This is a genomic window from Tabrizicola flagellatus (assembly GCF_046295235.1).
Lineage (GTDB): Bacteria > Pseudomonadota > Alphaproteobacteria > Rhodobacterales > Rhodobacteraceae > Tabrizicola > Tabrizicola flagellata_A.
Genome location: NZ_JBKBLV010000008.1, coordinates 74,679 through 87,044, shown reverse-complemented (window position 1 = coordinate 87,044; position 12,366 = coordinate 74,679). Strand labels below are relative to the sequence as shown.

At 68.0% G+C, this 12,366-nt stretch carries 13 protein-coding genes and 1 tRNA gene; 1 reads left to right on the top strand and 13 read right to left on the bottom strand.

From position 1 onward, the window contains the following. Positions 1-5: 5 nt before the first annotated feature. The 5 genes from ACK4IU_RS05055 to ACK4IU_RS05035 all read right to left on the bottom strand — a co-directional run bounded on the left by ACK4IU_RS05055 (position 6) and on the right by ACK4IU_RS05035 (position 3,949). Positions 6-806 carry a lytic transglycosylase domain-containing protein gene (locus tag ACK4IU_RS05055; protein WP_409732359.1) on the bottom strand — a complete coding sequence of 267 codons (801 nt, stop codon included), beginning with the start codon at positions 804-806 and terminating at the stop codon, positions 6-8. 105 nt (positions 807-911) lie between these two features. Beyond that, positions 912-986, bottom strand: a tRNA-Glu gene (locus tag ACK4IU_RS05050). 70 nt (positions 987-1,056) lie between these two features. Beyond that, positions 1,057-2,796, bottom strand: a complete 1,740-nt coding sequence (gene recJ, locus ACK4IU_RS05045; protein WP_409732281.1) for a single-stranded-DNA-specific exonuclease RecJ — start codon at positions 2,794-2,796, stop codon at positions 1,057-1,059. Positions 2,797-2,953: 157 nt separating this feature from the next. Beyond that, on the bottom strand, positions 2,954-3,430 hold the full coding sequence (locus tag ACK4IU_RS05040) for a c-type cytochrome (RefSeq protein ID WP_409732279.1): 477 nt from the start codon (positions 3,428-3,430) through the stop codon (positions 2,954-2,956). Positions 3,431-3,490: 60 nt separating this feature from the next. Next, positions 3,491-3,949, bottom strand: a complete 459-nt coding sequence (locus tag ACK4IU_RS05035; protein WP_409732277.1) for a cupin domain-containing protein — start codon at positions 3,947-3,949, stop codon at positions 3,491-3,493. Positions 3,950-4,055: 106 nt separating this feature from the next. Between ACK4IU_RS05035 and ACK4IU_RS05030 the strand changes: the two genes are divergently transcribed. Beyond that, positions 4,056-4,982 carry a LysR substrate-binding domain-containing protein gene (locus ACK4IU_RS05030; protein WP_409732275.1) on the top strand — a complete coding sequence of 309 codons (927 nt, stop codon included), beginning with the start codon at positions 4,056-4,058 and terminating at the stop codon, positions 4,980-4,982. Positions 4,983-4,995: 13 nt separating this feature from the next. On the opposite strand, the gene glpX is transcribed toward ACK4IU_RS05030, so the two are convergent. From glpX to ACK4IU_RS04990, 8 genes are all read right to left on the bottom strand, one after another. Beyond that, positions 4,996-5,961: a class II fructose-bisphosphatase gene (gene glpX, locus ACK4IU_RS05025; protein WP_409732357.1), complete on the bottom strand. Its 966-nt coding sequence runs from the start codon at positions 5,959-5,961 to the stop codon at positions 4,996-4,998. An 80-nt stretch (positions 5,962-6,041) separates the two neighbouring features. After that, positions 6,042-6,194 carry a hypothetical protein gene (locus ACK4IU_RS05020; protein ID WP_409732273.1) on the bottom strand — a complete coding sequence of 51 codons (153 nt, stop codon included), beginning with the start codon at positions 6,192-6,194 and terminating at the stop codon, positions 6,042-6,044. Between the two features lie 125 nt (positions 6,195-6,319). Next, a complete protein-coding gene (locus ACK4IU_RS05015) occupies positions 6,320-7,132 on the bottom strand; it encodes a hypothetical protein (RefSeq protein WP_409732271.1) in 813 nt (270 codons plus the stop codon). A gap of 71 nt (positions 7,133-7,203) precedes the next feature. Further along, complete coding sequence (locus ACK4IU_RS05010; RefSeq protein WP_409732269.1) at positions 7,204-8,493, bottom strand: homoserine dehydrogenase; 1,290 nt, start codon at positions 8,491-8,493, stop codon at positions 7,204-7,206. Positions 8,494-8,558: 65 nt separating this feature from the next. Continuing rightward, complete coding sequence (locus tag ACK4IU_RS05005) at positions 8,559-8,795, bottom strand: hypothetical protein (RefSeq protein WP_409732267.1); 237 nt, start codon at positions 8,793-8,795, stop codon at positions 8,559-8,561. A gap of 86 nt (positions 8,796-8,881) precedes the next feature. Next, the gene (locus ACK4IU_RS05000; protein WP_409732266.1) at positions 8,882-9,490 is read right to left on the bottom strand and encodes a TadE/TadG family type IV pilus assembly protein; all 609 of its coding nucleotides are present in this window, start codon (positions 9,488-9,490) and stop codon (positions 8,882-8,884) included. A 4-nt stretch (positions 9,491-9,494) separates the two neighbouring features. Then, positions 9,495-10,040: a TadE/TadG family type IV pilus assembly protein gene (locus ACK4IU_RS04995; protein ID WP_409732264.1), complete on the bottom strand. Its 546-nt coding sequence runs from the start codon at positions 10,038-10,040 to the stop codon at positions 9,495-9,497. Then, positions 10,037-12,043, bottom strand: coding sequence for a pilus assembly protein TadG-related protein (locus tag ACK4IU_RS04990; protein WP_409732262.1), 2,007 nt, complete (start codon positions 12,041-12,043; stop codon positions 10,037-10,039). Before ACK4IU_RS04990 ends, ACK4IU_RS04995 begins: the two co-directional genes overlap by 4 nt. Positions 12,044-12,366 lie beyond the last annotated feature (323 nt).

Sequence of the window (12,366 nt, the reverse complement as noted above, 5' to 3'; positions counted from 1 at the left end):
AGGGGTCAGCCGTCGATCTGCGCGCCCATGATGGCAATGGCCTGCTGATAGACCTTGGCGGCGTTCCATTCCTTGATCACGGCAAAGTTCGGCTCGCCTTCCTGATAGCCCTGGCCGGGTTTCCAGCCCTTCTGGCGCAGGTAGTTGGCGGTGGTGGCCAGTGCGTCGGCCTGGTTGTACAGGTCCACCCGTCCGTCGCCGTTGCCGTCCACGCCATACTTGTAGGCATTGCCCGGCAGGAACTGGGTATGGCCCAGCTCGCCGTGCTTGGCCCCGATGGTCTTGGCCGAGATCATGCCCTTGTCCACCATCTTAAGCGCCCCGATCAGGTGCGGGCGGAAGAAATCGGAGCGGCGGCAATCGTAGGTCAGCGTGGCGATGGCCGAGACGACATTGGTGTCGCCCATGAAGCCGCCGAAGCCGGTCTCCATCCCGTGGATCGCGATCAGCACCCCGGCGGGCACGCCGTAGGCAGCTTCGAGGCTCTGGTAGAAGCCGGCGTTCTTGGCCTTGCGGCTGCGGCCCTGCTTGACGATCGTGTCGGCGCCGCGGACGCTCAGGAACTTGTCGAGGCTGTACTTGAAGCTTTTCTGGTTGCGGTCCGCCCCGATCGTGGCCTTGGAATAGGAGGTCGCCATCAGGGCGTCGATGCCGCGCTTGCCGACCCCCTCCGCCTTGGCCTCGGCCGCCATTTCGGCCTTCCATGCCTCGTACTGGCCGCCGGTATCGCTGCACCTGGCAGCCTCGGCAGAGAAGGGGAGCGAGAATGCAATCAACGCAATGGCAGTCAAGGGCAACAGCTTCACGTCATTCACCTTTCCTGGGAATTTTTGCCAGTCTATTCAACGAGCCGAAACAATCAAGCACGCTGGCGTGATTGCCATTTCGCAGGGTCTGACATGTTGGTGAAGTGGCAGCCCGTAGGGGAGTCGAACCCCTCTTCCCAGGTTGAAAACCTGGTGTCCTAACCGATAGACGAACGGGCCGCGCTGTCGGTGGGCGGTGTCTAAATCGGGCGCGGGGCTTCTGCAAGCGGAATCTTGCGGGGTTTCCGTCTCAGGCCGGCGCGGCATCGTCAAGGCGCAGCTGCACCCGGGTGCGGCCGTTCCAGTGGTTCAGCTCCAGCTTTCCGGCCAGGTGAAAGCGGCGGTGGCCGGGGTTTTCCAGCGCCGGGCCAAGCGGGCCGTCGAAGGCACCGAAGGCGATGGCGTCGAGCGCGGGGCCCGAGCCGTCGCTGACGCTGAGCTTCAGGTGACTGTCGCCGATCCGGCGGGCGCTGACCTGGGCCGAGGCGAAGGCAAAGCGCGGAGCGGGGGCGGCGGCGCCGAAGGGGCCGGCGTTCTCGATCTCTTCCACCAGGGCCACGGTGGCGGCGCCGGTCATCAACAGGCTGTCGATCCGCAGGTCCCGCGGGCCCCCGGCGCCGGCCCCCTGGCGGGCGAGAAGCTCGGACAGACGCGCCATGGCAGGTTCGAGCTGCGCGCGCGTCAGCGAGAGGCCCGCGGCCATCTTGTGCCCGCCGCCCTTGACGATCATGCCTTCGGCCGCGAGCCGCTGGATCGCCGCGCCGAGGTCGATGCCGGGGACGGACCTGGCCGAGCCCTTGCCCTCTTCGCCCTCGAAGCCGATCACGACCGCGGGGCGGTTCGCGGCCTCTTTCAGCCGGGCGGCGACGATGCCGACGACGCCGGGGTGCCAGCCGTCCGCCGCCGCCCAGACGAGCGGCGCGTCGAGCCCGCGCGATTCGGCCTGGGCGAGCGCCTCGGCGCGGACGGCCTCGGTGATCTCGCGGCGGTCGGTGTTCAGCTGGTCGAGCAGGGCGGCCAAGCGGGCGGCCTCCATCTCGTCGGCGGTGGCCAGGAGCCGCGCGCCGAGGTCGGCCTGGCCGATCCGCCCGCCGGCGTTGACGCGCGGGCCTAGGAGGAAGCCGAGCGCGTAGGGCGTGGGAGCCTGGTCCATGCGGGCGACATCGGCCAGCGCGCGCAGGCCGGGGCGGTCGCGGCGGGCCATGACCTTGAGCCCCTGGCGCACGAAGGCGCGGTTGAGGCCGACCAGGGGCGCCACGTCCGCGACGGTCGCCAGCGCCACGAGGTCGAGCATCGCCATCAGGTCGGGGCCCTGCCGGCCCGCGGCACGCAGGCGGCGATTGGCCTCGACGAGGAGGAGGAAGACCACCCCGGCGGCGCAGAGATGGGCGAGCGTGCCGTCCTCGTCCTGGCGGTTGGGGTTCACCACGGCCAGCGCCGGGGGCAGCGTCTCCAGCGCGAGGTGGTGGTCGAGGATCACCACGTCGGCCCCTTTGGCGGCGGCGACAGGCTCGTGGCTGAGCGTGCCGCAATCGACGCAGAGGATCAGGTCGTGCGCGGCGGCGAGGCTGGTCATGGCGGGGACGTTGGGGCCGTAACCCTCGTCGATGCGGTCGGGGATGTAGAGCGTGGCCTCGATCCCGAAGGCGCGGAGCCAGGTGAGGAGGAGGGCCGCGGAAGAGCCGCCGTCCACGTCGTAGTCGGCGAAGACGGCGATCCGGTCGCCCCGGCTCACCGCGCGCACGAGGCGGTCGGCGGCGGTGCCCATGTCCTTCAGTGTCAGGGGGTCGGGCATGAGGTCGCGGAGCAGAGGGGCCAGGTAAGCGGGCGCGTCCTCGGGCGCGACGCCCCGGGCGGCGAGGATGCGGCAGAGGGGAAGGGGCAGGCGGGTCGTCTGGGCCATCGCCTCGGCCAGCCGGTCGGCGGCCGGGTCGGGGCCGGTCCAGCGGCGCCCGGTCAGCGAGGCGGTGACGTTCAGGAAGGCGGTCATGCGGCAAGGGGTGCCGGAAAGGGCGGCGCGGCGCAAGGGCGCTTTGGCTGTCCACGCGGGACAGCCAGGGCGCGTCCCTTGAAATCAGGTGGTTGGCCGTGGACGTTTACCGCCCGGCAACCAGGATCGCCGCGCCGGTCCCGAGACCCCGCGCCGGTCAGGGCGCGGGCGGGACCACGCGCAACACGAAGTTGTCCGTCGCCTCGCCCGGGGCGAAGGGGCCGGGAACATCGTTCGCAACGGGCGGCAGGGTCTTCAGGAAGGCGGCGATGTCGGCGGCGTCCCGGTCGGTCAGCGCTGCATAGTTCATCCAGGGCATCGCGGGGGCCAGCTGCCGGCCATCGGGGCGGACCCCGGTGCGGATGGCGGTGGCGATCTCGGCCTCGCTCCACTCGCCGAGGCCGGTCGGGTCGGGGGTCAGGTTCGGCCCGTGAAAGGTGCCGAGGCCGGGGATCTCGAACCCCACGTCGGACCCGCCGAGGAAGCGGGCCATGTCGGGCTGGCCGAGGAAATGGCCCGGCGTGTGGCAGTCGGTGCAGCCCATGATGGTCACGAGATAGCGGCCATGGTCGATGTCCTGCGCCTGGGCGAGGGTGGTCAACAGGGCGAAGATCAGGGGGGAAAGGCGGGTCATTCGGGTCTCCGTGCAAAGGGACGCCCGAGGAAGGCCGGGCGCCGGGGGAGCAAGGGGGGATCAGGCGGCCACGGCCGCGTCGAGGATGAAGCGCAGGTTGAACTGTTCGCCAATCCGACAGATGCGGTCCATGTCGGCGTCGGGCTCGCGCGCGGCGGCGGGGAAGAAACCCTCGAAACCGCCGGGGGTCACGATCACCATGAGCCGCCCCAGCGAGGCCCCGATGTTCTGAAAGCGATGCTCGGCGCCGCGGGGCACGCAGATCACCCCGCCCTCGGTCAGCTCGACCCGGGCGCCGTTGCACCAGAAGGCGAAACGGCCTTCGAGAACACGGAAGAATTCGTCTTCCTTTTCATGGACATGCAGGGGCGTTCCTTCGCCCGCGGGAACCTCGGATTCGAAATACCCGAGGTTCCCGCCGGTCTGGTCCGCGGAAATGCGGATGATGTGGCGCCCGAAGGCGAGGGCCTCGGCCCCCGCGCCGGGAAGGGAAAAGGCAGCCTGGTCGAAAGCGGTCATCTTCTGTCTCCTGATGAAAAAACCGTTGCGAAATTGCTTTGGCGGGTGCGGTATAGGGCCAATCGGGGGCAGGGATAAATCGCCCGGACCTTGCAGCATTGTCTGGATGATCGCACGAATGAAGACGGTGGATCCCCTGCACGGTCTGGCGGCCTTCCTGGCGGTAGCCGAGCATGAAAGCTTTACCGATGCGGCAGCGGCGCTGGGCCTGACCCGGGCGACGGTCAGCGCCCAGGTCGCGGATCTGGAGGCGCGGCTGGGGGTGCGGCTTCTGCACCGCTCGACGCGCAGCCTGCGGCTGACGCCCGCCGGTCTGGCCTATCGCGCGCGGCTGGCCGACCTGCCGGGCCGTGTGGTCGAGGCCGAGCGCGCCGCGCGGGCCGAGCAGACCGTGCCCGAGGGACGCCTGCGCGTGACCGCGCCGCCCGATCTGGCGATGCGCTTCCTGGTGCCCTGGGTGGCCGAGTTCCTGGCCGGTCATCCGGGCATCTCGATCGAGATGGAACTGTCGAACGCGCCGCGCAACCTGATCGAAAGCCGGTTCGACCTGGCGATCCGGGGCACGCTGGTCGTGGAAGAGAACCTGATCACCCGCCCGATCGGCCAGTCGCGGCTGATCGCCTGCGCGCGCGCCGATTACCTGGCGCGGCGCGGGATCCCGCAGGCGCCGATGGATCTTGCGGACCATGACCTGCTGCACTTTTCCGGTCTCAGGCAAGGGCGCAGCTGGACCTTCCTGCGGCAGGCGGAGCGGGTGGACGTGCCGGTCACGCCCCGGCTGGAGCTGTCGGACGGCTGGGCGCTGCGCACCGCGGCGCTGGAGGGGGCGGGCGTGGTGCAGCTGCCGGCCTTCATCATCGGCCATGACCTGCGCGAGGGGCGGCTGATGCCGGTGCTGCCGGACTGGCAGGGCAGGCCGGTGCCGCTGCATGCCGTCTATCCCGACAACCGGCTGATCGCGGCGCGGGTCAAGACCTTCGTCGCCTTCCTGGCCGCCAGGGCAAAGGCCGAGGCGGACCTTCAGGCGGAGTGACCCGTGCCGCCGGTCACCGGACCGGGGTCTTGTAGGTCATCCGCCGGACCGATCCGGTCTTGGAGCGCATCAGGATCGTCTCCAGCGTCACCCAGCCCGGATCGCGCTTGATGCCGGCGAGGAGCGAGCCGTTCGTGACCCCGGTTGCCGCGAAGATCACGTCGGATTTCACCAGGTCGTCGCGGGTATAGACGCGGTCGAAGTTGGTGATGCCGGCCTTCCTGGCACGGGCCTTCTCGTCGTCGTTGCGGAACAGAAGCTTGCCGAAGAACTGCCCACCCATGCATTTCAGCGCGGCGGCCGCCAGCACCCCTTCCGGCGCGCCGCCCGAGCCCATGTACATGTCGATGCCGGTGATGTCGGGCTCGGCGCAGTGCATGACGCCGGCCACGTCGCCGTCGGTGATCAGCCGGATCGCCGCGCCGGTGGAGCGGACCTCGGCGATCAGGTCCTCGTGCCGGGGGCGGTCGAGGATGCAGACGGTGATGTCCTCGGTCGAGCAGCCTTTGGCGGCCGCGAGCGCCGAGACCCGTTCGGAGGGCGACATGGCCAGCGTCACCGTGCCGGGCTTGTGGCCGGGGCCGATGGCGAGCTTGTCCATGTAGACGTCGGGGGCGTGCAGCAGCGTGCCGCGCGGGGCCATGGCGATCACGGTCAGGGCGTTCGGCATGTCCTTGGCGGTGAGCGTCGTGCCTTCCAGGGGGTCGAGCGCGATGTCCACTGCCGGGCCGTTGCCCGAGCCTACCTCCTCGCCGATGTAGAGCATCGGTGCTTCGTCGCGCTCTCCCTCGCCGATGACGACGACGCCCTTGATGTCGAGCAGGTTCAGCTGGTCGCGCATGGCGTTGACGGCGGCCTGGTCGGCGGCCTTCTCGTCGCCGCGGCCGATGTAGCGGGCCGAGGCCAACGCTGCCGCCTCGGACACGCGACCAAGGCCGAGGGACAGGAGCCTGTCCTGGAATTGCAGTTTTTCTGACATCTGGTCCCTCGGGCCGTCGCGGTTTTCCACCGTGTAGCGGGGGGCCTTCGGCACGGCAAGCATGGTGACGCTAACGGGCGTCAGGGGCCGAAGGAAATCCGGTCGCGGCGGGCGAGGACACCGGCATAGCAGGCGTCGAGGGCTTCGGCCTTGGCGCGGTCGCCATTAGGGGGCGGCCCGGGACGCAGGCGGATCAGGGCGGCAAGGCCGCGATCGGACGCGGCGAATTCCACCGGGTCCAGGACATCGGTGAAGGGTTGCCATGCCTCGACGCTGCCGAAGGGCTGGCCGGGATAGACGAGCGCCGCAGTTTCGCAAGTGGCGATGCTGTCGGGGCAATGCGCCTGGCACAGGCGGGTCAGGGGAAGAAGCTCGGCCCGTGACGCCAGCGCTTCGCGCGCGAGGGCGGCGGTGGCGGCGGGGGTGGGGGGCGTCGAATGCGAACCAGACGGCCCGGACGGCGCGGGCATTGGCGATGCGCGCCTTGGTATCGGCGGCGGACAGGCCGGTACCGGCATGGGGACTGCCGATGATGTGGAAGATCCGGGGTTCGGTTTCCAGCAGCTGGACATAGGCGACCCAGGCGGCCAGCGCGATTCTCGCGCATGAGCGTCAGCAGGCGGGCGGCCTCCTCTGCCGGGTTGCCGTCGTGGTAGACGGCTGAGGTCAGGCGCCCGGTCAGCGCAAAGGCGCCAATCATTGCGGGGATTTCGTCGGAGAAGATCTCGGCGGGAAGGTCGCCCTTTCCACCCGTCTGGTTGACCCAGGCATGAAGCAGCAGGGCGGCCTTCGCGGGCTCTCCCAGCGCCAGAAGGCCGGCCGCGCGGTCTGGCAGGGTCATCGCGTCTTCGACACGGCCCCCGTTCCACAGGGCGATTGCGGCATGTGCCGCGGCAGCGGCATCCTGGGCCTTGATGCCGGCGACCTGCCGTTGGGCGTTCTTTTCCTTGAGGTTGCCCTGCGGCGGAACCCAGGTCAGCGCGAGAGGCAGGGTGACGAGGGCGGCGGCATTGCCGGCCTCGGCCAGGTCGCGCAGCGCGGCTACGGCGGCGGGGTCGTCCTTGGCGAGAAGGTTTGTCAGCGCGGCCCGGAAGGCCGGATCATCTGCGCCGTCCAGCATCTGAGCCTGCGCGGGCGCGGCGAGGATAAGCGAGAGAAGGACGGCGCGCATGATCTCTCTCCCCACCGCTCAAGCGCAGGTGCAAGCATCGGGGCCGGCGGCGCGTCCTGTCAAGGCGAAGGTCAGACTTCCTCGATCCGGATGGCGACGGGCTTGCCGACCAGCACGCCGGTCGCGGCGAAGCGGGTCATGGCGTGGGCCACGTCGTCGGGGGCGGCCTTGTGGGTGACGATCAGGACCGGGGCGTTGGCGCCCTGGTGGCCATACTGGCGCATCTGGTCGATGGAGACGCCGGCATCGCCGAGGCAGGTGGCGATCTTGGCCAGGGCGCCGGGTTTGTCGAGCAGTGTCATGCGCAGGTAGTAGGGCGCAGGCGTCGCGGCGCGGGCGGGCTGGGCGGCGGTCAGGGTGCTCGCGGGCTGGCCGAAGGTGGGCAGGCGGAAGCCACGGGCGATGTCGATGACATCGGCCATGACGGCGGAGGCGGTGGGCCCCATTCCGGCGCCGGGGCCGCGCAGGACGATCTGGCCCACGCTGTCGCCTTCGAGGACGACCATGTTGGTGCCGCCCTGCAACTGGCCAAGCGGGCTGTCGGCGGGGACGAGGCAGGGGGTCATGCGCTGTTCCAGCCCCCGGCCCGTCATCTGCGCCACGCCCAGAAGCTTGATGCGGTAGCCCATGTCCTCGGCCAGCCGGATGTCGTCGATCGAGACATTGCCGATGCCTTCCAGTTCCACGGCGTCGAAGGCGACGCGGGTGCCGAAGGCGATGGCGGCGAGGAGCGACAGCTTGTGGCCCGCGTCGATTCCGCCCACGTCGAGGTTCGGGTCCGCCTCGAGATAGCCAAGCTGGCGGGCCTCCTCGAACACGGTCTCGTAGGGCAGGTTCTCGGCCTGCATCCGGGTGAGGATATAGTTGCAGGACCCGTTCATCACGCCCATGACGCGCTTCATGCGGTTGCCGGCGAGCCCTTCGGTCAGGGCCTTGATGACGGGGATGCCGCCCGCGACGGCGGCCTCGAACCGCAGGGCGAGGCCGGCGGCCTCGGCAGCCTCGGCAAGGGCCTGGCCGTGGTGGGCCAGGAGCGCCTTGTTGGCGGTGACGATGTGCTTGCCGGCGGCGATGGCGGCCTCGGTCGCGGCTTTCGCCGGGCCTTCATGGCCGCCCATCACCTCGACGAAGACATCGATGTCGGGGCGCTTCGCCAGTGCGACCGGATCGGTTTCCCAGTCATAGCCGGACAGGTCTGCATCGCGGTTCTTCGCGCGGTCGCGGGCGGAGACGGCGGTGATGACGACCGGGCGGCCAGCGCGGGCGGCGGTCAGGTCGGCATGGGCCCGCACGATCTTCACCACACCGATGCCGACGGTTCCGAGACCGGCAAGGCCAAGGCGCAAGGGGGCAGCAGGCATCGGGGAACCTTCGGCAGTTTGGGGCAGGTGTCTGTTAGCCGGAAGCCGGGCGGGGTGCAACGCCGTCACGACGCGGGCGGCGTGGTCTTGATCGCGGCGGCGCGGGCCTTCAGCCGGGCGGCGCGGGCCCAAAGCGCCGGGCCGGGATCGTCGGTGGTGACCTGTGCCTGACTGACGAGACTGTCGATCGGCAGCAATTGCGGCGGCGGCCCGGTGTCGGGTCCGATGGCGTCAAGCTCGGGGAAGGGGGCACAGGCGGCAAGTGCGCCGAGCACGGCAAGACTAAGGACAGGCGTTCGCATTGTCACCCCGATGAAATCCCGGCGAGATTAGCCGGGCTTCCCGCCGGGGGAAAGCCGCTGTCGCAGTCCCAGGTTCGTGGCCCCGATCAGTTGCAGGTCGTCGTGCCCTGAAGGCAGAGCCGGCGGTGGCGCGGCTTGGTCACGATGAACTGGCCGTAGGTGGCGTCCTCGACGCCGACCATGAAGCCAGCGATCGCGGTCTGCAACTGGGCCTTGAACTCGACCGAGGTCTCGACAACGTACACGCTTTCCAGATTGTTCAGCACCGGGATCTTCACGCCCTTCCAAAGCTGGATATCGGCCTGGGTCAACGGTTGAACCTTGCCGCCCGGCGAGAACGAGAACAGAAGCCGATAGGTTCCGTTCGTCGCCGTGCAACCGCCACCGTTCGCGCCCTGGCATTCGAGGCTGGTGATGCGCATCTTCACCGGGTGGCCGCCGGGCGTGAGGAAGTCCATCACGTTCTGCAGGCCGTTGGCGAAGTTGGTCGAGATCGTGTCACGCTGCCGCGACAGGAGGTCTGCGACGCCGTAGGCGGCCTTCTGGGTCACGTTGATCGTCCGGAACACGTCCCAGTAGATGAACATCGCCACCAGCGCCCAGACCACGAGCGGCAGCATCAACAGGCCCTCGGCAAGGACCAGGCCGTCTTCCTCGCGAAGGAAGCTGCGGAAACGGTGCTTGAGGCTACTCATCACGTCAGGCCCCCGGTTCGTTCACGAAGACGGAGGTCACGATCATCGCGACCGATCCGTCGGGCTGGGTCGGCATCTTCACGCTGACCGCCGAGGTCGGGAACATCGGCCATTCCTTCAGGCAGATGCGCAACAGCATGATGTCGTTGTCGGTGCCGTAGGCGAATTCGTTCGCCGGCGGCTCGTCAGTGTTCACATCGCTTGCCTTGTCCACGCAGGTGACCGGTGGCGCGTTCATCGCGAAGTTGCCGGTGTTGACCGGCTGCATCCAGATCCGCATCCGGTTCATGCAGGCCGCCTTGGAGTCGCCCATGATCCCGCTTTCGCAGATCCGCTCCTTGAGGCTCTGATGCGTGACGTTGCGCAGGTTGCCCAGCCGGATCTGGCGGACAACTTCGTCTACGCCACGTTCGAACATCACATAGCGTGCCATGTACATGCTGCTTTCGAACGAAGCGGTGAAGACCAGGAACACGATCGGGAACACGAACAGGAACTCGATCGTCGCTGTCCCCGACTCGTCCTTCAGGAAGCGACGGAGCGCGGTCATTGCGTCAGCCTCAGTTCCGAGATCAGCACGGCGATCTGTTCGAAGGCGGCGTTCAGGTCGTCGGCATTCTTGACCCAGTAGAAATAGCCGGTCCCGGGGGACGAGCAGTTCTGGATCGGGCCTGGGGTCACGTCGTCGCCCAGCACGATGCCGAAGATCTCGACGCCGGCGTTCTTGGCCGCGGTGCAGTTCTGGGCCAGCAGGGCGTCCATGTTGGCCGTGCCGCTCATCCAGTTGCCGACCATGGTGTTGTAGACCGTGTTGTAGTTGGTGGCACCGACCACGTTCGAACGCATGAAGAGCTGCTCGATCACCCAGTCCACGGTGGCGTAGCGCCAGACTTCGCTCCAGTCGAGGCGCCGGACGGCACCGCTGCCGCTCCAGGCTGGGGCGCCGTTCACCGGGGCGATCCAGGCGCGCGGGTCGCAGGCGCCGGTGACGTCGCTGCCCGTGTTGCCGTTGCCTTCCGCGCGGGTGGGGTCGGTTGTCCTGCGAACGGCGTTGGCCTTCAGGTGCGGCACGAAGAAGTTGCGCTTGACGGTAACGCCGTTGACCACGGTGTTTGCCAGAGACCAGCCCGAGCAGGAGTTCTTTGGGTTTCCGTTCGGGTTGATCCCGGGCCGGGTCCCGCCGTTCAGGCCGACGCCGCTGTCGTTGTATTCGATCGCCATCCGGCCGTCGGCGCCGCGCCAGATGGGCGAAGGGCCGGACTTGTATTCGTCCTTGACGTATTTGCTGGTGACGTGGGTCCCGTCGGTCATCAGCACGATGATCTTGCGGGTGTCGTTGTCGTTGTTCGCCGCCGGCCGGCCCGCCATGGCGGGGTCGGTGACGATGTTGTCGTAGATCGGGCGCGCGGATTCGTCGATCAGCGCGGTGGCCCAGCGCATGCCCGCGGCGATCGAGGTCGTGCCGCGCGGGCGGAACGAGTTGATCTGGGTCTTCAGCGCCGCGATGTTGGTCGTCGGCAGGGCAAGCAGATTGGACGCCCATTCATCCGCGCCGGTGCTGGGGTTGTCGCCGTGGTGGCAGGTGTAGCTGCCGTTGTTGATCTGCGGTGCCGTCGCGGCGGTATAGCCCAGGTTGAGAAGGCCGCCGTTGGCGCCGTTGGTGTTGTTCGCGCCGGGCAGAGTGATGGTCCCCACGCCCGGTGCGCTGGACTGGGTGTGCGCCACGGCCTGCATCGGAATCGCGTCGGTACGCGACAGCGCCATCGTGCCGTATGTGCTTTCCGGGATCTCGAAGCAGTTCGTCTTGGGCACACCCTGGTTCGCCACGCCATCCCACGAGGACAGATGCGAGACGGCGAACTGGCCCCGCAGGTTCGCGGGGATGTTCACGCTGGACGAATAGGGCACCATCCCGATCGAGATCAGGTTGTTGGGATCCTTCGGCACCGTGTAGTTGCCACCGGCATCCTTGCTGTACTTCAGGATGGTCAGGAAGTTCGACGCCGCCTGTTTCAGCGCGGCGATCTTGGTGGTGGACCCGGACGCTTCGGCCATCGAGCCGGTGATGTCGAGCGCCATCATCACCTCGATCTTCGAGACGCCCTGCTGGGCGGCCGCTTCAACCGGCATGTTGAAGTAGGGAATGTCCAGCATGTGCATGAAATGGTTGTAGGATCTCACCTGGCCGACGGCCTTCGCCTCGCGGGAACTGGCGGTCGAGGTGCCGGTGAAGGTCGGGGTGCCGAAATCGACCATGAACTCGTCTTCGAGGCCGGCCGAAGTATACCAGCTCTGGCCCACGGTGATCGGGGTCTGGTCCGGCGGCAGCGAGATGTTCGCCGCAGCGAGCACCGCGCGATCGAAGGTCTGCTGGTAGGTGACGCGGCGCATCTCGGCGCGCATCACGTCCACGGCGATCCCGCCGACCAGCAGCATCATCACGAAGATCATCAGGACGAAGATCGCGATCGATCCGCATTCGTCGGTCCGGAACGCCGTGACCTTGCGACGGAAGCGTGAGGAAACGGTTAGCTTGGCAGCTTTGTCAAACATGGCACGATCCATAAGCAGCAATTGCCCGCCAAATACCGACGGAACCCCAAGCTTCGAGTTAGGCATAACTTCTGGCAGAAGTAAGGCAAATCCTGAGAGTCTGGGGTGTGTTCGCCACAATCCCGAAACAATTCGCCCCAAAGAATACGGTTGGCGACTGAGCGTGGAAATTTGGCGTGCCGTTTACATGTTGGAAAGACTTTGCCGGTTGCCCGATTCGCAGGCAGTTGGGCTGGAACCCGCCGGGAGCGGCTTGTGGCGAAAATCCGCTTCCGGGGTTCCCTACACCCCCTGTCGGGGACTAGTCTGACCGCGCCGGCGCC